This window comes from Snodgrassella sp. M0351 (assembly GCF_016100575.1).
In the GTDB taxonomy this organism is placed as follows: Bacteria; Pseudomonadota; Gammaproteobacteria; order Burkholderiales; family Neisseriaceae; genus Snodgrassella; species Snodgrassella alvi.
Genome location: NZ_JACFSG010000001.1, coordinates 980,299 through 999,061, shown reverse-complemented (window position 1 = coordinate 999,061; position 18,763 = coordinate 980,299). Strand labels below are relative to the sequence as shown.

19 protein-coding genes are annotated in these 18,763 nt (G+C 40.2%); 11 read left to right on the top strand and 8 right to left on the bottom strand.

What is annotated here, in order from left to right; all coding sequences use genetic code 11:
* The first annotated feature begins 71 nt into the window (after nt 1-71).
* The 10 genes from ndk (at nt 72) to hfq (ending at nt 9,351) form a co-directional block, all read left to right on the top strand.
* Nucleotides 72-497 carry a nucleoside-diphosphate kinase gene (ndk, locus tag H3V01_RS04495; RefSeq protein WP_084585077.1) on the top strand — a complete coding sequence of 142 codons (426 nt, stop codon included), beginning with the start codon at nt 72-74 and terminating at the stop codon, nt 495-497.
* Between the two features lie 78 nt (nt 498-575).
* Nucleotides 576-1,337 carry a hypothetical protein gene (locus H3V01_RS04490; protein WP_198186101.1) on the top strand — a complete coding sequence of 254 codons (762 nt, stop codon included), beginning with the start codon at nt 576-578 and terminating at the stop codon, nt 1,335-1,337.
* 99 nt (nt 1,338-1,436) lie between these two features.
* Nucleotides 1,437-2,519: a 23S rRNA (adenine(2503)-C(2))-methyltransferase RlmN gene (gene rlmN / locus H3V01_RS04485; protein WP_198186100.1), complete on the top strand. Its 1,083-nt coding sequence runs from the start codon at nt 1,437-1,439 to the stop codon at nt 2,517-2,519.
* A 4-nt stretch (nt 2,520-2,523) separates the two neighbouring features.
* Nucleotides 2,524-3,288, top strand: coding sequence for a type IV pilus biogenesis/stability protein PilW (gene pilW / locus H3V01_RS04480; protein WP_041879487.1), 765 nt, complete (start codon nt 2,524-2,526; stop codon nt 3,286-3,288).
* Complete coding sequence (locus H3V01_RS04475; protein WP_198186099.1) at nt 3,288-4,178, top strand: RodZ domain-containing protein; 891 nt, start codon at nt 3,288-3,290, stop codon at nt 4,176-4,178. Before pilW ends, H3V01_RS04475 begins: the two co-directional genes overlap by 1 nt.
* 1 nt (nt 4,179) lies before the next feature.
* Nucleotides 4,180-5,448, top strand: a complete 1,269-nt coding sequence (ispG, locus tag H3V01_RS04470; RefSeq protein WP_025330805.1) for a flavodoxin-dependent (E)-4-hydroxy-3-methylbut-2-enyl-diphosphate synthase — start codon at nt 4,180-4,182, stop codon at nt 5,446-5,448.
* Nucleotides 5,449-5,514: 66 nt separating this feature from the next.
* Entirely contained in the window at nt 5,515-6,807 is a 1,293-nt protein-coding gene (gene hisS / locus H3V01_RS04465) for a histidine--tRNA ligase (protein WP_198186098.1), read from the top strand.
* The gene (locus tag H3V01_RS04460; protein ID WP_041879496.1) at nt 6,807-7,433 is read left to right on the top strand and encodes a YfgM family protein; all 627 of its coding nucleotides are present in this window, start codon (nt 6,807-6,809) and stop codon (nt 7,431-7,433) included. Before hisS ends, H3V01_RS04460 begins: the two co-directional genes overlap by 1 nt.
* Nucleotides 7,434-7,565: 132 nt before the next feature.
* Nucleotides 7,566-9,017 carry a ribosome biogenesis GTPase Der gene (gene der, locus H3V01_RS04455; protein WP_084547720.1) on the top strand — a complete coding sequence of 484 codons (1,452 nt, stop codon included), beginning with the start codon at nt 7,566-7,568 and terminating at the stop codon, nt 9,015-9,017.
* A gap of 85 nt (nt 9,018-9,102) precedes the next feature.
* Nucleotides 9,103-9,351 (top strand): RNA chaperone Hfq, encoded by a 249-nt coding sequence (gene hfq, locus H3V01_RS04450; RefSeq protein WP_025330801.1) that lies wholly within the window; start codon nt 9,103-9,105, stop codon nt 9,349-9,351.
* A gap of 50 nt (nt 9,352-9,401) precedes the next feature.
* Here hfq and H3V01_RS04445 read toward each other — a convergent pair whose 3' ends face one another.
* The 7 genes from H3V01_RS04445 to H3V01_RS04415 all read right to left on the bottom strand — a co-directional run bounded on the left by H3V01_RS04445 (nt 9,402) and on the right by H3V01_RS04415 (nt 16,775).
* Nucleotides 9,402-9,734, bottom strand: coding sequence for an SMR family transporter (locus H3V01_RS04445; RefSeq protein WP_084553110.1), 333 nt, complete (start codon nt 9,732-9,734; stop codon nt 9,402-9,404).
* Between the two features lie 260 nt (nt 9,735-9,994).
* Entirely contained in the window at nt 9,995-10,672 is a 678-nt protein-coding gene (locus H3V01_RS04440; RefSeq protein ID WP_025330799.1) for an epoxyqueuosine reductase QueH, read from the bottom strand.
* A 129-nt stretch (nt 10,673-10,801) separates the two neighbouring features.
* Nucleotides 10,802-11,299, bottom strand: coding sequence for a thiol peroxidase (gene tpx / locus H3V01_RS04435; RefSeq protein WP_037395044.1), 498 nt, complete (start codon nt 11,297-11,299; stop codon nt 10,802-10,804).
* A 290-nt stretch (nt 11,300-11,589) separates the two neighbouring features.
* The gene (locus H3V01_RS04430; RefSeq protein WP_198186436.1) at nt 11,590-12,090 is read right to left on the bottom strand and encodes a dihydrofolate reductase; all 501 of its coding nucleotides are present in this window, start codon (nt 12,088-12,090) and stop codon (nt 11,590-11,592) included.
* A 5-nt stretch (nt 12,091-12,095) separates the two neighbouring features.
* Nucleotides 12,096-12,890: a thymidylate synthase gene (locus tag H3V01_RS04425; protein ID WP_198186097.1), complete on the bottom strand. Its 795-nt coding sequence runs from the start codon at nt 12,888-12,890 to the stop codon at nt 12,096-12,098.
* Between the two features lie 36 nt (nt 12,891-12,926).
* Nucleotides 12,927-14,000 carry a tRNA dihydrouridine(20/20a) synthase DusA gene (gene dusA / locus H3V01_RS04420; protein ID WP_198186096.1) on the bottom strand — a complete coding sequence of 358 codons (1,074 nt, stop codon included), beginning with the start codon at nt 13,998-14,000 and terminating at the stop codon, nt 12,927-12,929.
* Between the two features lie 171 nt (nt 14,001-14,171).
* A complete protein-coding gene (locus tag H3V01_RS04415; RefSeq protein WP_198186095.1) occupies nt 14,172-16,775 on the bottom strand; it encodes an SEL1-like repeat protein in 2,604 nt (867 codons plus the stop codon).
* A gap of 426 nt (nt 16,776-17,201) precedes the next feature.
* Here H3V01_RS04415 and H3V01_RS04410 point away from each other — a divergent pair, with 426 nt between their 5' ends.
* Nucleotides 17,202-17,396: a CsbD family protein gene (locus H3V01_RS04410; protein ID WP_025330793.1), complete on the top strand. Its 195-nt coding sequence runs from the start codon at nt 17,202-17,204 to the stop codon at nt 17,394-17,396.
* 147 nt (nt 17,397-17,543) lie between these two features.
* Here the strand turns inward: H3V01_RS04410 and H3V01_RS04405 are convergent, their stop codons facing one another.
* Nucleotides 17,544-18,728 (bottom strand): MFS transporter, encoded by a 1,185-nt coding sequence (locus tag H3V01_RS04405; protein ID WP_198186094.1) that lies wholly within the window; start codon nt 18,726-18,728, stop codon nt 17,544-17,546.
* Between the last annotated feature and the right edge of the window lie 35 nt (nt 18,729-18,763).

Below are 18,763 nucleotides of genomic sequence, written 5' to 3'. Positions count from 1 at the left end.
ATGACAAGATATGTTTTTTGAAGCAATTTTGCGGCAAAAAATTAGTATATTCAATATTTATGGAAACAAATATGACTATCGAGCGCACATTATCTATTGTTAAACCTGATGCAGTTGCTAAAAACGTTATCGGACAGATTTACAGCCGTTTTGAAAATAACGGGCTGAAAATTATTGCTGCTAAAATGAAACATTTGTCTCAAGCTGAGGCTGAAGGTTTTTATGCTGTTCATAAGGAACGTCCGTTTTTTGCAGATCTGGTAAATTTTATGATTAGCGGACCAGTGATGATTCAGGTGCTGGAAGGTGAAAATGCAGTCGCCAAGAATCGAGAATTAATGGGTGCAACTAACCCTAAAGAAGCCGCTGCAGGCACAATTCGTGCTGATTTCGCTGATTCAATTGATGCCAATGCTGTTCATGGCTCAGATAGCCTTGAAAATGCAGCTATTGAAATTGCATATTTTTTTGCAGCCGATGAGCTATGCGCTCGTTAATACTGTAAATAAATTTACTGAACTTAGTCCACCTGTACAGGTGGACTAATTTGTATAAATACAAGTAGGAGAAATAAAATGTCTGATTTTTTTAATTTATCTGTTTTGAAATCGCTTCCGGTTCAGAAATTTAATGAAACCAAACCATTTCCAAATCATTTATTTAAGGAAATATTACTACCCGAAGCATTTAATGAATTGTATAACAATTTTCCCAGTCTGGATCTATTTGAAAAGCATGTGAACAGACCGCGCGGAAAAAGCGGGCAGCGGCCTCATAATCGATACTATCTGGCATTTGAAAAATCTATCTATCATAAAAATGATCAGTCCGGACTTGGCGTAACCAAAATTGAGCAGTTGCCGAATGTATGGCAGAAATTTGTACGTGAGGTACAAACATCGGAGCCTTATCTGGAGTTTTTAAATCGTTATTTAAATCTTGATGAGTATACTATTCGTTATGCATGGCATGTAGGTGAAACTGGTTCTGAAGTTTCACCGCACTGTGATAGTCTTGATAAAATCGGTACACACATTTTTTATTTCAATACTTCAGCCGACTGGGAAATTGAATGGGGCGGTTCCATTTTAGCTCTTGGCGGTAAAAAAACAGATAAAACGAATCCTGATATCAGTGATTTTGAAACTGTGGAAGGTTTTGATATCCGCGATAACAGCAGTTTTTTATTTAAAAATACTTCCGACGGATGGCATGCAACTGAAGTTTTGACTTGTCCTCCAAACCACTATCGTCGTTTATTTAATGTCATTGTTCAGAAAAAGAAAACGGAAACACCACTGAAAAAAATATGGCATTATCTGTCTGGTAAAAATTAAAGAATTGTATAGATTGTTGAATAAAGTTGTATTATCAGCATAATAGAATGACTGAAAACTAGTTATTACTATTTATTGCTTACTTAATGTATTACCCTGATGAAAACCAATTTGCTAAATTTTGACTTACCCGGTTTAACTGCCCATTTTGCTCAAATGGGAGAGAAACCTTTTCGTGCCAGACAAGTGATGCGCTGGATGCACTTAGGCGGAATAGCCGATTTTACAGACATGACTGATCTGGCTAAATCTTTGCGTCATAAACTACTGGATAATGCGGAAGTAAAAGTACCGGATTTACTGATTGAACAAAAATCAGCTGATGGTACATGCAAATGGTTGCTTGATGTTGGTACTGGTAATGGTGTGGAAACGGTTTTTATACCGGAAGATACCCGGGGTACGTTATGTATTTCTTCGCAAATAGGCTGTGCATTGGAATGCATGTTTTGCTCTACCGGCAGACAGGGTTTTAACCGCAATCTGACCACAGCAGAGATTATCGGGCAGTTATGGTGGGCTAACAAAGCCCTTGGTGTTACACCTAAGGATGAAAGAGTAATTTCCAATGTGGTTATGATGGGAATGGGCGAACCATTAGCCAATTTTGATAATGTGGTGACAGCATTAAGTATCATGCTGGATGACCACGGCTATGGTTTATCACGTCGTCGTGTAACTGTATCAACCTCTGGTATGGTACCCCAGATGGATCGTCTAAAAGAAGTTATGCCCGTAGCATTAGCTATTTCACTGCATGCTTCTAATGATCAGGTGCGTGATAAACTCATTCCATTGAATAAGAAATATCCGCTTAACCAGTTAATGGCTGCATGTCAGCGCTATCTGGTAAAAGCACCGCGTGATTTTATTACCTTTGAGTATATTATGCTGAAAGGTATTAATGATGCTCCCGAACATGCGCGTGAATTAATCGCTCTGGTTAAAGATGTGCCGTGTAAATTTAATCTGATACCGTTTAATCCGTTTACCAATTCGGGGTTTGAACGTTCAACAAATGAACGTATCCGTGTATTTCGTGAAATTTTGCAGGAAGCAGATTTTGTAGTAACAGTCAGAAAAACCCGTGGTGATGATATTGATGCAGCATGTGGTCAGCTTGCGGGAAAAGTAAAAGATAAAACGCAGCGACAACAAAAGTGGCAATTTGTACAGGGATGATTCGATGAAAAAATTGGGGTTAACTCTATTATGTGCACTGGTATTATCAGCCTGTGCTACTCAGACTATGAACAAAAAACCGACAGCGGCACAGCGAGCCAGAGAGGTTGCACAGATTAAAACTCAGCTGGCGGTAGAGTATTTGAAAAATCAAAATTACCGTCAGGCTGTTGAAGCAATTGATGAAGCGATAAAAAATAATAGTAGTTCACTTGATGCATGGTTGATACGCGCTCAGATATGGCAGTATTTAAAAGAACCGGCAAAAGCAGAAGAGAGTTTTCAGCGTGCTTTGTCATTAGCATCAGATAGTGCAGAAGTAAATAATAACTATGGCTGGTTTGTGTGTGATGTTTTGAAAAAGCCGAATGCATCATTAGCTTATTTTGATAAAGCTTTGGCTGATCCGACTTATCCTACACCGGAAATTGCTCAGTTCAATAAAGGTATTTGCAGTAGCCGAATGGGGCAGTATCAGCTGGCTAACAGCTATTTTGAACGATCTTTGGCAGCTAATCCAAATTTTATTGCTGCAAAGAAAGAAATGGCTCGTAATAATTTGTTGGCAGGTAATGCTTCGGATGCCAATTATCTGTTTAAGCAGTATCAGAGTCAGATAAATAACTTATCTGCCGATGATTTATTATTGGGGTGGAGAATTGCAAGATCTTTGGGTAATATGCAGGCCGCTTACGAATATGAAGCACAACTGCGTAATAATTTCCCTTATTCTGCTGAGTTAGAGCAGGTTTCTACAGGAAAATTCTGATGAATGAGCAAACCAAAAATCCCGAGTCCGGCCCAAATGCAGCAGTTACTCTGGGAACATTACTTTCACAGGCACGAAAACAGAAAGGACTGTCTGTAGGTGAAGTTGCCGAACGTTTAAAACTGCCGGCACGGCAAATTGAGGCAATGGAAAGCGGTAGCTATAAAGGTTTGCCAGAAGCTGTATTCATCAAAGGCTTTTTAAGCTCATATGCCCGTTTGCTCGAAGTAGATGAAAAAGAACTGAAGCAATATTTTCATCAGATTTTTCCTGCTGCCAGTCATTTGTCAACTTCAGACAGTAATAAAGTCGTTTCTGCGGATCTTGATTTTAAAGGTAAGCCGCAGCGTCGTCATTTTCCACGCTGGCTGATTGTTGTATTGGTAGTAATTTTAATTAGTGCAGTGGTATATGCATGGCAGACTAAATCTACTTCTGAAAATGCCAGACAAACTGCTACAGCCGGTCAGGAAGTATCTGTGCAAACAGCTTCTATTAGTGATATCGCTGCCAGCAATATTCGTGTTATACCAATGACGGACAATGAACACACCGGTTCCCAGCCTGTTACCGAAGTTACTGCAGCCAGTCAGTCTGCTGGTACAAGCAATACTACAGATACACAGGTTTCTCAGCCTGCTGTATCAGCTTCAGATACACTGGTAATAAAACTTGAAAACAGAAGCTGGTTGCAGGTAAGTGATAAAAATGGCAAGGTGCTCATCAGTCAGGTTGTAGATGCCGGTAGTACACATCAGTTTAGCGGGGCTGCTCCGTACAAAGTAATACTTGGTTATACCCCTGGTGCCAGTATCCGGTTTGCCGGCAAAGATATCGCTATTGAACAAAACAAGAAAAGAACCGCAGCAATGACGGTAGGTGGAAATTGAAATGACCTTGGCTGGAGTACGAAGGAAAACCCATCAGGTAAAAATTGATCATGTAGTTATCGGATCTGAAGCACCCGTCAGAGTACAGTCTATGACTAACACTGATACTGCTGATGCTGAACAAACAGCCATTCAGGTAAAAGCACTGGCAGATGCCGGTTCCGAACTGGTTCGAATTACAGTTAACTCACCTCAGGCGGCGGCCAGAGTATCTGAAATTCGCCAGCGTCTGAATGACATGGGCTGTAATGTCCCCTTAGTTGGTGATTTTCATTTTAATGGCGATCGCCTGCTTAAAGATTATCCGGATTGTGCAACAGCACTTTCAAAATACCGGATTAACCCGGGTAATGTGGGTAAAGGTGTGAAGGGCGATGAAAAATTTGCTTTCATGATTCATACAGCAGCAGAGCACAATAAAGCTGTTCGCATCGGAGTAAACTGGGGCTCGCTGGATCAGGCTCTTGCAAAGCGCATGATGGACAATAATCTGGCTTTAGCAACTCCTCAGCCTGCAGAATCAGTTATGAAAGAAGCATTGATTGTTTCTGCACTGGAATCTGCGCAAAAGGCAGAAAGTCTTGGTTTACCGGCTGACCGGATTATATTGTCTTGTAAAGTATCTAATGTACAGGATTTAATAGAGGTATATCATAACCTTGCTTCCCGTTGTATGTATCCGCTGCATCTTGGTTTAACCGAAGCAGGAATGGGGAGTAAAGGTATCGTAGCGTCTACTGCGGCTTTGGCTATTTTATTGCAACAGGGTATAGGTGATACCATTAGAGTATCGCTTACTCCTGAGCCGGGAAGTGCACGGACACAGGAAGTAGTGGTTGCTCAGGAAATCCTGCAAACCATGGGATTGCGTTCTTTTACGCCGCTGGTAACAGCATGTCCCGGATGCGGACGTACAACCAGTACCGTGTTTCAGGAACTGGCGCGGGATATTCAGCAGTATTTGCGTGAAAAAATGCCAGTATGGCGGCTGCAATATCCGGGCGTTGAAAATCTCAATGTAGCGGTTATGGGTTGTGTTGTTAACGGGCCTGGTGAAAGTAAACTCGCCGACATTGGCATATCTTTGCCCGGTACGGGTGAAACACCTGTTGCTCCTGTATATGTGGATGGCGAGCGCAAAACCACCTTAAAAGGCGAACATATGGCTGAAGAGTTTCTGGCCTTAGTAGAAGAATATATTCAGACCAATTATGGTGAGCAGGGTAAAAAGCGGGAAACAGCGAAAGTGATTCCGATTACGGCTTTATAAGATAAATATACTGTTATAGCTGTCAGCAGCTAATATAGTTTAATAGGGATATACAAATTAATTAATATGGGTCAGAAAATCCAGGCCGTTAAGGGCATGAATGATTTACTGCCAGTAGAGCAGAAAGATTTTAAACTGACATCTGCACTCTGGCAGGCGTTTGAAGACGTAGTGGTCGCATGGACACGCAGTTTTGGTTACAACCAGATTCGTACACCGGTTGTTGAGCAAACTGGTTTGTTTGTACGTTCAATAGGTGAAGAAACCGATGTTGTGGGCAAAGAAATGTATACATTTGCCGATTCCAACGACAAACTCAGCCTGAGCCTGCGGCCGGAAGGTACAGCCTCCTGCCTGCGTGCAGTTGTTGAGCACAACTTACTTTATAATAGTCCGCAAAAATTATGGTATATGGGGCCGATGTTCCGGCGGGAACGTCCACAAAAAGGGCGGTATCGTCAGTTCCATCAGGTTGGTGTTGAGGCATTAGGATTTAACGGCCCTGATGTAGATGCCGAGCTGATTGCCATGACTGCGAATCTCTGGGAACGGCTGGGTATTCGGGAATACCTCACACTTGAATTAAATACTCTGGGTAATCAGCAGGAGCGCACTGCTCACCGTACTGCACTAATTGCTTATTTACAACAGCATGAAGCCATTCTGGATGAGGATAGCCGGCGTCGTATGCATACTAATCCGTTGCGTGTGCTGGATACCAAAAATCCCGATTTACAGGCAATGGCGAATGCTGCGCCTCGTCTTATAGATTATCTGGGTGCAGAATCACTTGCACACTATAATACTTTAAAAAATATGCTGGACGGGCTTGGTATCACATATGTAGAAAACCCGCGTCTGGTTCGTGGTCTGGACTACTATAATCTGACCGTTTTTGAATGGACGACAACTAAACTTGGCGCACAGGCAACTGTATGCGGTGGTGGTCGTTACAACGGGCTGATTGAAGAGCTTGGCGGTAAACCAGCGCCGGCTATTGGCTTTGCATTGGGTATTGAACGTCTATTACTGCTTGTACAGGAATTTGACAAACTGCTTATTAACAATGCGCCTGACATATATATCATGCATCAGGGAGAAGGAAGCAGTCTGATTGCCATGCAGCATGCCGCATTATTACGGGCAGCAGGTTTGAATGTTTATTTACACTGTGGTGATCAGAGTCTGAAAGCCCAATTGAAAAAAGCTGATGCCAGTGGTGCTGCAATAGCAGTAATCGTTGCTCAGGAAGAGCAATTAAACAATACCCTAACGCTTAAGAATTTGAGTACTCATGAACAACAGACTGTTGCTGCCGAAGCAGCTTTACAGTTAATCCAACAATGGAAGAATGCATAATGGTTGTACATATTCAGGATGAACAGGAAGTTGCAAATTTCAAATATTTCTGGCAACGCTGGGGACGCTGGATTTTTGCTATACTGGTTATATTGTCATTGGCATATCTGGGTTACGTGCTGTATCAAAGTCATTTACGCAGTAATAATGAAAAAGCAGCAGAAGTATTTGATACATTTATTTCACAGGCGAGCGCCAACAATTTGACTGAGAGTAAAAAAGCACTTGTACAATTACAGGAAAAATATCCTGATACCATGAATGCAACTCAGGCTACACTGATGATGGCCGGTTCAGCATTTGACGATGGTAAATATGACGAAGCCATCCGCCATTTGCAATGGGTTAAAGCCAGACAGCATGATGACTTATTGCAAACAATCGTTGCGCAGCGGCTGGCTACCGTATATTTACAGCAAGGTAAATACAATGAAGCCTTACAGGCGCTGGACGTGAAAGTAACCAATGAATTAAAGCCGGTTTTGCTTGAAACCAAAGGTGATGTTTTACAGGCACAGAAGAAAAATACCGAAGCCGTTGCTGCTTACCAGCAAGCTTTGAATTTATTATCAAAAGATTCAGTACAGCGTGAAGTCATCCAAATGAAAATAAGCAGTTTGAGTTAATCAATGCTTAATAAAACCTGAAATTCCGGCCGGAAAACCAGCAGGAATTTCAGGTTTATCAGTTGTACTGAAGCTTGCCGCTGGCAGGCTATTGCTGTTTTAGAGCAATAGAAATTATCTGAAAGAATGAATATGAAACCAACGATTGTTCTGGTTGGTCGCCCGAATGTAGGCAAATCAACATTATTTAACCGTCTGACCCGTACACGTGATGCACTGGTTGCCGATTTACCCGGCCTAACCCGCGACCGGCATTACGGGCACGGCAGAGTGGGAAGTAAACCTTATCTGGTTGTTGATACCGGTGGTTTTGAGCCGGTAGTAGATAGCGGTATCTTATATGAAATGGCTCGCCATACTCTGCAAGCCGTAGATGAGGCGGATGCAGTTATCTTTCTGGTAGATGGACGTACTGGTCTGACACCACAGGATCAGATTATTGCCAACCATTTGCGCCAGAGTTCCCGGCCTGTATATCTGGCAGTGAATAAAGGTGAGGGCGCTAACAGACCGATTCTGGCAGCAGAGTTTTATGAATTAAGTCTGGGAGAGCCTGTCGTTATCTCAGGAGCGCATGGCGACGGCGTGTACGGACTGATAGAAACTGTACTGGAAGACTTTCCCGAAGAAGAGGAACCGGTAAACAGTCATCATCCGGTTTTTGCAGTTATTGGTCGGCCGAATGTCGGCAAATCAACTTTGGTTAACGCAATCTTGGGTGAGGAGCGGGTTATTGCTTTTGACATGGCCGGTACCACACGTGACTCAATTCACATTGATTTCGAGCGCAACGACAAACCTTTTACCATTATCGATACCGCCGGAGTACGTCGTCGTGGCAAAGTAGATGACGCCATTGAGAAGTTTTCCGTTATTAAAGCAATGCAGGCTATCGAAGCGGCTAACGTAGCTGTACTGGTACTCGATGCACAACAGGATATAGCCGATCAGGATGCAACTATTGCCGGCTTTGCGTTGGAAGCTGGGCGTGCTTTAGTTGTTGCAGTAAATAAATGGGACGGAATAACCGAAGAGCGCAAGCAACAGGTTAAGCGTGATATAGCACGTAAACTGTATTTTCTTGATTTTGCTAAATTTCATTATATTTCGGCATTGAAAGAAAAAGGAATTGACGGGCTCTTCAGTTCAATTCAGGCCGCCTATGATGCTGCAATGATTAAACTGCCTACCCCGAAAATTACCCGCGTATTACAAAGTGCGCTGGAACGACAGCAACCTCCGCGCGCCGGCTTAATTCGCCCTAAAATGCGTTATGCCCATCAGGGCGGCATGAATCCGCCAGTTATAGTCATACATGGTAATGCCTTACAGCATATCAGTGATGCTTATACCCGATATCTGACACAAACATTTCGCAAAGCATTTCATTTACAGGGTACACCTTTACGTATTCAATATAATGTAAGCGAGAATCCATATCAGGAAAATGACAGCAAACCAGCGCAGCCATTGCGTCGTGTCAAACTAAGTAACCGGATTGCCAAGCGTGAACAGATAAAACAATCGAAAAAGCAGGTAAAGCGTAAAAATAAAGTCAGTTCAAAGAAAACAAATGCCCATTAATGTGATAGCATTGACACTGCTTTCTAAATCGCTGTACGCAGGTGCAGCTAAGCGATAACATAATCAAAAAAACAGGAGTAGCCAAATGAGCGCCAAAGGACAAATGTTACAAGATCCTTTCTTGAATGCACTGCGAAAAGAGTATGTGCCAGTTTCAATTTATCTGGTAAACGGTATTAAACTACAGGGTCAGGTGGAATCATTTGACCAGTATGTTGTACTTTTACGTAATACTTCAGTAACACAAATGGTATACAAACATGCGATTTCCACAATTGTGCCTGCACGTGCAGTAAGCTTGCAGCATGAACCGAAACCTGCATCAGCAGAATAATACAGTCATACTGCATTAGCAAAAAGCCGTGGATTTCCACGGTTTTTTTGCTAATGAGTCATCGATTTGGAAAACAGATTAATCACAATAACACCCACCAGTATCAGACCGATGCCAATAATTGCCGGCATATCCAGCTTTTGTCCGAATTTGATCCAGGCTATGATTGACACACAAACAATGCCCACTCCGGACCACACTGCATAAGCAATGCCTACAGGCATAGTTTTCAGAGTTTGTGCAAGCGAATAAAACGAAATAATATAGCCCAGAACAGAACAAATACTGGGCATCAGCCGGGTAAAACCATTACTCAGCTTAAGCATACTGGTTGCAAATATCTCAGCCAGTATAGCGATGGAAAGAAAAATCCATTGATTCATGTTTATCCTTCTCGTTACTGCATTAGTTTCCTTGTGCAGCTATATTACGTATGGTTGGTATAAACTGAGTACAAATTTATCGAGTTTTACATAATGTTCAACCCAAAATTTTCAATATCAGCTTGAATGAAAATGAAGCCATTCCTGAAAATTTAACCTGAACACTTTCCCATATAAAAACGGATTCAAGTCTGAATCCGCTTTTAGAGAGTAATACTGATGAAGTGACTCAAAATACAACCAATGATTAGCAAAAATACTTAAGCCTTTTCTTCAGTACCATAAAATTTCGTACCAATTTTAATGCTTTCTCTGCCATGCTCACGCCGCCAGGCATTGCTGTCACGTAAAGAATAAGCACAGCCACAGTATTCCTGCTGATAAAACTGCTCACGCTTACTAATCTCAATCATACGCTGGCTGCCGCCACCTTTACGCCAGTTATAATCCCAGTAAACAAGATTAGGATATTTTTCTGCCGCACGTTTGCCGCAATCGTTTATTTGCTGCATATTTTTCCAGCGGGAAATCCCTAATGAGCTGGTAATAACCGAAAAACCATTTTCATATGCGTACAATGCTGTGCGTTCAAAGCGCATATCAAAACACATAGTACAGCGAATGCCGCGTTCCGGTTCAAACTCCATTCCTTTAGCGCGTTCAAACCAGTTGTCCATATCATAATCAGCATCAATAAAAGGAATATTGAATTTTTCCGCAAATGCCTTGTTTTCATCCTTGCGGATTTCATATTCTTTTTTCGGGTGAATATTAGGATTATAGAAGTAAATCGTATAATCAATACCAGAGGCCAGCATTGCTTCCATAACCTCACCAGAGCAGGGCGCACAGCAAGAATGAAGCAATACTTTATTTTCCCCGTTGGGAGGAGTTAATTTCGGGCGTTGTATATCGGTAGTCAGTTTTTGTGGGTTCATTGATGTGATTTCCTGTTATTCTAGTTAAATATCTTTATCAGTAGATTTTAGCAAAGCTGCCAGCTCAACGACATAGTCCGAAAGAAAAAAAGCGTTCAAATATCTGAACGCTTGTATGAAAAAGTCATTTTAAAGAGCGGCTAATGCCTGCTCATAATCCGGCTCTGTCGTAATTTCAGCCACTAACTGACTGTATAAAACCTGATTATTTTCATCCAGCACAATAACAGCACGGGCACATAAGCCGGCTAAAGCACCGCTGCTCAGTTTAACCCCGTAGTTTTCCTTAAATTCAGGATGACGGAATGTTGACAGAGTTTTTACCTGATCCAGCCCCTCTGCACCACAAAAGCGAGCCTGCGCAAATGGCAAATCGGCAGAAATACACAACACAACAGTATTAGAAAGATTGGCCGCAGCTGCATTAAAATGGCGTACAGATGCAGCACAAACACCTGTATCTACACTAGGGAAAATATTCAGTACTTTACGTTTACCGGCAAAATCGGTAAGCGATAATTCATTTAAACCGGCATCAGTCAGCGTAAAAGCTGGTGCTGTACTGCCTGTTTTTGGAAACTGACCACTGACTTCAACAGCGGTACCTTGCAGAGTTACTGTACTCATGACTGCATCCTTCTGATGTTTAATTTGATTAACAATGTGCAGACTTATTGTGGGGGATTGGCAGGGAACTGTCAAAGATTATCTATGCTGATTATATGCAGTAAATAGCAGACAAATATAGCGCCTGCATAAACGCAGAAAACCAACATTTTTCTGACAATTCAGCAAAAACGTAAATCTTAGAAAATACAACTAAGAAAATTTACAGCATCATCAATCAGCCAGTCTGCATTGCAGTCTCTGATTTCAGAGCAATCGGAATGAATACAAACTGGCTTGCGCAATAAAACTTACTCAACACCAGACCGGCGTACATAATGCTGTAAATCATAAGCAATATTATTTTTACTGCTTACATGACTGCTGCTTTCAGTTTGCTGCCAGATATCCGTATCAATTGCCGGAAAAAAAGTATCTCCGGCAACATCAACATGAATTCTGGTTAACCGCAAATCGGTAGCCAGAGGCATCGCCTGAGTATAAATTTGTGCCCCGCCCATAATAATAATTTCAGAGCAACCTGCTAATTGTCTGAGCGCATCTTCAACACTGTGACACAAAATTGCTCCGCTGAATGTCTGCGCATCCTGCCGGCTGATAACATAATTGGCGCGGCCTGGAAGCGGTTTTCTGGGCAGCGACTCCCAGGTTTTACGTCCCATAACAACCGGTTTGCTCATAGTGTAACTTTTAAAAAATTCAAAGTCTTCTGGCACATGCCAGGGAATACGGTTATTTTCGCCAATACAGTTATTATCCGAAAGAGCGGCAATCAGCGTAATTTTATTCAGAGTATTCATACAGCTACTGGTGCTTTAATGTGGGCATCCGGATGATAATCAGTAAGCGTAAAATCTTTAAACTGAAAAGAAAACAGATCTTTTACATCAGGATTCAGATGCATTTGCGGCAGTTTTTTCGGTGAGCGGCTTAACTGCAGTTTAGCCTGTTCAAAATGATTACTATATAAATGAGCATCACCCAGCGTATGAATAAATTCCCCCGGCTCTAAATCACATACCTGAGCAATCATCATCGTAAGCAGAGCATAGCTGGCAATATTAAAAGGCACACCCAGAAAAATATCAGCACTGCGCTGATAAAGCTGACAGGAAAGCTTGCCTTCAACCACATAAAACTGAAACAGAGCATGGCAGGGCGGTAAGGCCATCTCATCTACCAGTGCCGGATTCCATGCAGATACAATCAGGCGGCGGCTGTCGGGATTGTGTTTAATCTGTTGCAGCAGATTACTGATCTGGTCGATATGGCGGCCATCCGGTGCCGGCCAGCTACGCCACTGATAGCCGTATACCGGCCCCAGATTACCATCAGCATCTGCCCATTCATCCCAGATAGAAACATTATGTTCATGCAAATAGCCGATATTAGTATCGCCGCGCAGAAACCAGAGTAACTCATAAATAATTGAGCGTAAATGCAGCTTTTTAGTAGTCAGCACAGGAAAGCCATCAGCCAGATTAAAACGCATCTGATAGCCAAAAACCGAGCGCGTACCCGTACCGGTACGGTCTGCTTTATCTGTGCCCCGATCTAAAACGTGTTGCATTAAGTCAAGATACTGTTGCATGCGGATTTATCCAAATAAAAACGGCCTAATTGTAACTTAAATCAACTCAGACTGGCTTGCGGCACTTTCTTTTACCGCCTGCCATGCTTCCGCAATCAGGCTGACATCGTTATTTTTTAATAACGAAGCATCAGACAGCATTCTCCGCCATTGGCGCGCACCGGGTAAACCATGCATCAGCCCCAGATAGTGCCGAGCCATATGGCGCAATGAAATATCCGGATTAGCCAGTTGCCGGTGAGCATAGTCAATTAACTGATTAACCAGGTCTTCATATTCAACAGCCGGCTGGCGACTGGCGTAAAATTCAGCATCCCAGCTGCGCATCAGCATCGGATTATGATAAGCCTCACGTCCGACCATTACCCCGTCAACATACTGCAAATGCCGGTGAATTTGTGCATTATCAGTAACCCCGCCATTAAGAATAATTTCCAGATCAGGAAATTCCAGTTTCAGACGATAAACATAATCATAACGCAAAGGCGGAATATCACGGTTATCTTTCGGCGATAACCCATCCAGCCATGCATTGCGTGCATGAACAACAAAAATACGGCAGGGCGTTTTTTCACGTAGTGTACCGACAAAATCAGCCAGAGGCTGATAGGCTGTTTCCTTATCCAGACCGATGCGATGCTTAATCGTAACCGGAATATTAACCGCTTCCTGCATAGCATTTAAGCATTGTGCTACCAGTTCAACTTCACGCATCAGGCAGGCACCAAAAGCGCCTTGCTGTACCCGCGGGCTGGGACAGCCGCAGTTAAGATTAATTTCATCATAATCATAACCGGCAGCAATTTTAGCAGCCTGTGCCAGAATTGCCGGCTCACTGCCGCCCAGCTGCAAAGCAACAGGTTGCTCCTGCGGATGATAGGCCAGTAATCTGTCACTGTTGCCATGGATGATTGCATTAGCATTAATCATCTCTGTATACAGCCACGTATTTCTGCTAATCAGTCTGGCCATATAGCGATAATGCCTGTCTGTCCAGTCCAGCATCGGCGCTACGGATAAAGTTCTTTTCGGTTTGGCATTTTGCCGGAGTTGATGTGCATCACTCCCTGCTGTATATTCTGCGGCAATTAACTGTTTATGTTCCTGCATAATCCGGCACTCTTTTAACACCGCCAAAGAAATACCGAACGGATATTTCCGGCCGGTATTTAGTCGGTTAAATTTCTGATACAGGCAGATTATACATGGGATAACCGAACTGCCAGTTTAGCAATAGCAGTAAAGCTGATATTTTAATCAATCCTGCTGTTTTAGCCTGAATCAGCGCAACGGCATTTCAGATTTAATCAGCTTGATTTCTCTTTCACGCCGTTTCTTTTTAAAATGATTTTGCAGCCATATTTTATGCTGCATCTTACATTGCGGCCCCAGATAAATATTATCAATATATTCTTCTACATGTGTATATTCGACATACAAACTGTTAGCTGACTGATAATCTTGTGGTTCAACAATATTATCATCGGCAATGTGAGTAATATAAATCATCCGGCACTCATCTTCATCTTCAAAAGCAGCATGTTTTATCAGGCAGGAAATGGGTAAAACCGCCAGACTGAGCAGTTCGTCCAGATTGGAGATTTTTTTTAACTCAGGATTATTCGAAAGTTCTTCAATCAACTTTTTTATTTTTTTTAAATTGTTACGAATATAACTGATTTTTATAGGTTCATTTAATGATTTAATATATTCATCCCACTCACTATCAATGGCTTTTGCTGTTTTTTCATTTTTGTTTTCCAGATAAAAGGATTGTTTATTGCGTTTGGCTAACGCTATATATCCTGTTTCTGGATCAAAATACAGGCAGCGGTATAAAGGCAACGGATAAAGAGTATTGGCACTTTTAACCTCGATTTGCTCAGTTTCAAGTTTTACTTGTTTATTTTCTAACGATTTTATAGATTTTATACTGTGTAATGAGATTATTTCGTTATTGATACTGCGTTCAGTATCCAGACCAAAGAAATTTTTATTAAAAGCAATACTGACACCAGAACCAACAATGTTATCTTCATTACCGTATAATCGAAATTGATTTAAAGAGTTATGATTAAAGGAAAAACTGGCTAAAAAGCTTTTAATTTCATTATCAGGATTATTGCTGATATTCAGCCAGCTGGTTAATATTTGATTTTCACTGGGGTCATTCATAAAATCTACGATATTAAGCCGAAATTTACTGGGATTTTCCCCTTTAAGCAGATTAAATAATACAACTGGTTTGGTATAATGAGCGACCCGTCGTTCCGGCTTTTTTTCAATATGTTTATTATTATCTAATTGATTAAAAACTAATAAAGTATTTTTTATATCATTAGCTAAATCACATATTTTTTTAATTCTAGCAAAGATTATTTTATTAAGCTTTGCAAATTTATTTTTATTTGAAATAAAGCTGGAATCATTTTGTTTTAATTTTAAAATAAATTGGGCACAAATATAATAATATGGATGACAATTAGAATAAGTAGCTACTTTGGCAACTTCAAAAAAACAGCTTTGAGCTTTAGTTAATTTTTTAAAAATTTTACTAATATACATTTTGCCTAATTCGAATTTAGCTTGAATATACGCATTAGGATTATCTTCCACAGAAACATTGAGATAACAGGTTTCAGCAATACTATAATTGTGTTTTCTATAATAACAACTGCCTAAATTAAACTGAGCATTAGCATAAAGTTTAGGATTGTTTTCTGTAGTGATATTTGAAAAATATGTTTTAGCTTTATCATAATCCTGTTTTATAATAAAATATATAGCTCCTAGATTAAACTGAGCTAAAGCATAAGTTTCAAAATCTTCTTCTTTAGTGATATTTGAAAAATATTTTTCAGTCTGATCATAATCGTGTTTTATTTTAAGATACATATTTCCTAACTCAAACTGAGCTTTAGCATAACATTTAGGATTATCTTCTTTGTTGATATTTAAATAAAAAGCTTCAGCCTGATCATAATCGTGTTTTATTTCTTGATATATATATCCTAATTTAATCTGAGCCTCAGCATAGGTTTCAGGATTGTCTTCTTTGTTGATATTTAAATAAAAAGCTTCAGCCTGATCATAATCGTGTTTTATTTCTTGATATATATATCCTAATTTAATCTGAGCCTCAGCATAGATTTCAGGATTGTCTTCTTTGTTGATATTTAAATAAAAAGCTTCAGCCTGATCATAATCGTGTTTTATTTTTTGATATATATATCCTAAACTAAACTGGGCTAGAGCATAACGTTCTGGATTATCTTCTTTGTTGATATTTAAATAAAAAGCTTCAGCCTGATCATAATCGTGTTTTATTTCTTGATATATATATCCTAAACTAAACTGGGCTAGAGCATAACGTTCTGGATTATCTTCTTTGTTGATATTTAAGTAAAAAACTTCAGCCTGATCATAATCGTGTTTTATTTCTTCATATATATATCCTAATTTAATCTGAGCCTCAGCATAGATTTCAGGATTGTCTTCTTTGTTGATATTTAAATAAAAAGCTTCAGCCTGATCATAATCGTGTTTTATTTCTTGATATATATATCCTAAACTAAACTGGGCTAGAGCATAACGTTCTGGATTATCTTCTTTGTTGATATTTAAATAAAAAGCTTCAGCCTGATCATAATCGTGTTTTATTTCTTGATATATATATCCTAAACTAAACTGGGCTAGAGTATAACGTTCTGGATTATCTTCTTTGTTGATATTTAAATAAAAAGCTTCAGCCTGATCATAATCGTGTTTTATTTCTTGATATATATATCCTAAACTAAATTGAGCTAGAGCATAAATTTCCTTGCCATCTTCACGGGTAATTTTATTTAATTCTTCGATTTGCTGATCAATATCTTTTTCTTCCATTACTATTCCTGTTTATTTATGGCTAAACAATTAATTTGTATGCTGTTCGTAACATAGTCTGGTAGTAATCAAATAAAATAAAATTTTTAACTTTGTCGAAAAAGGAACAAATTTATTAATTTACAAATTAACTAATAATAACAAAAATTAAACTTAATATCATAAAATTCATAATTATCTACAACTATATTTAACCAGATGGATTTTTATTGATAGATAAAGAAAATTGTAAATAAATTGATATTGAGTTAATTAACTGTATGATTTGCCAATTAATTATTTTTATATGTAATTAGCTGCAAATATTGGCGTTTTCCATTGCTTACCGCTAATTGTCTCTCTAAGATAAATTATTGAAGGATAAGAATTTACTTGTATTTAATTGAATACTGTTGCATGCAGTAGACATACAGAATGGAGATGGTTATGAGCGATAACGGATTTGTAGATAAAGCCAAAGGCGAAGTAAAACAGAATGTGGGTAAAGTAGTGGGTGATACTAAAACCCAGTCTGAAGGAATGGTAGATAAGGCCGTTGGCGGCGTGAAAGAAGCCGTGCATGATGTGGCTAATGCCATAGATGGTGCAGTAGATTCAATCAAGAAAAAATTTCAGGATTAATTCTGAAATATGTGCATAAGGCCGCTTATTTCAGCGGCCTTTGATTTGAGTTTATATTTCTTTTAAATCAGACAAATTGGCTACAGCTTAAATTCTTCTGAATTGGTGGTATTAGATATAAAAATGTATAAGTGAAATATATTGGTTTTACTGAGCCGGCTTATGCATCGTTTTGCTGATTAGTAACTGCAACAAACTGAATAAAGTTATCAAAGAGGCAATTAAATAAAGCATTTTTATATTGCCGAAATCAATAATTCCTGCGCCGATAATTGCTCCGATACCTACGGCTCCATTAAAAATAGCTGCATAAATAGCAGAGGCGGGTAAAGCGTTATCATTTCCTGCCAGCCGGATTACCCATGCCTGAATACCAACAAATAATATGGCTACACCCAAACCCCACGCAAACACCAATACCATCAGCATGATTGGATTATGTGACAAGACTGCATTCAGCAGAATCAGACTGCCACAAATCAGCACTAAGCCTGCACCAAGTATACTTTTCAGATATCTGTCTATAAACAGACCACATAACAGATTACCAGCTACACCGGCTATACCGAATACAAACAGACAAACAGCAATCCAGTTGGCAGAAATAGCCATTTCTTCGGCCATAAATACTTCAATATAGGTAAAAGCAGCAAAATGGGCGATGATGGCAGCAGTAGCAATCAGATAAACTTGGCGTAACTGTTTAATCTGAAGAACTGCTGAAAATTGTTTTCTCCCCATTCGGGAAGTACCGGATACAGCCGGCAGGGTAAAAGCCAGAATAATTGCCGTAATTATGGCTAATACGCTCAGCAATAAAAAAGATAAACGCCAGCCAATGGTGCTGCTAATCCAGTTAATAAGAGGAACACCGAGTATACTGGCTATCGAAACACCGCTGAATATAATTGCTGTGGCTCTGCCGGTATATTTGTCTGATACCAGTTGCGCCCCCATAGTGCCAGCCATCGCCCAGAATGCGCCATGAGCAGCTGCACCGGCCAGACGAGCGATTAAAAGTATAGAAAAATGCTCACTAATAGCCGCAATACCATTCGATTCAGCCATCAGCAACATTAATACAATCACTACTGGTTTACGAGGCAGATGGCTGAATGTAGTAACTGAAACAAGGGCAGAAACAGCCCCCAGCCATGCATACAGAGTAACAACCAAACCGGTAGTACCGCTGTTTTGTCCCATAGATGAGGCTATAGCGGATAACATACCAATCGGTGCCAGCTCGGTACTCACCACAATAAATGACGCTATTGCAAGCATGCAAACAGCCATCCAGTTACGCCATTGTGTCTTATTTTCTGAATTATTCACTAAATCATTTCCTCTTTTGCAATGAGTTTTTCAAA

Excerpts from the sequence above, each read along its gene's own strand:
- ndk (WP_084585077.1), top strand. The coding sequence starts at position 72 with ATGACTATCGAGCGCACATTATCTATTGTTAAACCTGATGCAGTTGCT.
- H3V01_RS04490 (WP_198186101.1), top strand. The coding sequence starts at position 576 with ATGTCTGATTTTTTTAATTTATCTGTTTTGAAATCGCTTCCGGTTCAG.
- rlmN (WP_198186100.1), top strand. The coding sequence starts at position 1,437 with ATGAAAACCAATTTGCTAAATTTTGACTTACCCGGTTTAACTGCCCAT.
- pilW (WP_041879487.1), top strand. The coding sequence starts at position 2,524 with ATGAAAAAATTGGGGTTAACTCTATTATGTGCACTGGTATTATCAGCC.
- H3V01_RS04475 (WP_198186099.1), top strand. The coding sequence starts at position 3,288 with ATGAATGAGCAAACCAAAAATCCCGAGTCCGGCCCAAATGCAGCAGTT.
- ispG (WP_025330805.1), top strand. The coding sequence starts at position 4,180 with ATGACCTTGGCTGGAGTACGAAGGAAAACCCATCAGGTAAAAATTGAT.
- hisS (WP_198186098.1), top strand. The coding sequence starts at position 5,515 with ATGGGTCAGAAAATCCAGGCCGTTAAGGGCATGAATGATTTACTGCCA.
- H3V01_RS04460 (WP_041879496.1), top strand. The coding sequence starts at position 6,807 with ATGGTTGTACATATTCAGGATGAACAGGAAGTTGCAAATTTCAAATAT.
- der (WP_084547720.1), top strand. The coding sequence starts at position 7,566 with ATGAAACCAACGATTGTTCTGGTTGGTCGCCCGAATGTAGGCAAATCA.
- hfq (WP_025330801.1), top strand. The coding sequence starts at position 9,103 with ATGAGCGCCAAAGGACAAATGTTACAAGATCCTTTCTTGAATGCACTG.
- H3V01_RS04445 (WP_084553110.1), bottom strand. The coding sequence starts at position 9,734 with ATGAATCAATGGATTTTTCTTTCCATCGCTATACTGGCTGAGATATTT.
- H3V01_RS04440 (WP_025330799.1), bottom strand. The coding sequence starts at position 10,672 with ATGAACCCACAAAAACTGACTACCGATATACAACGCCCGAAATTAACT.
- tpx (WP_037395044.1), bottom strand. The coding sequence starts at position 11,299 with ATGAGTACAGTAACTCTGCAAGGTACCGCTGTTGAAGTCAGTGGTCAG.
- H3V01_RS04425 (WP_198186097.1), bottom strand. The coding sequence starts at position 12,890 with ATGCAACAGTATCTTGACTTAATGCAACACGTTTTAGATCGGGGCACA.
- dusA (WP_198186096.1), bottom strand. The coding sequence starts at position 14,000 with ATGCAGGAACATAAACAGTTAATTGCCGCAGAATATACAGCAGGGAGT.
- H3V01_RS04415 (WP_198186095.1), bottom strand. The coding sequence starts at position 16,775 with ATGGAAGAAAAAGATATTGATCAGCAAATCGAAGAATTAAATAAAATT.
- H3V01_RS04410 (WP_025330793.1), top strand. The coding sequence starts at position 17,202 with ATGAGCGATAACGGATTTGTAGATAAAGCCAAAGGCGAAGTAAAACAG.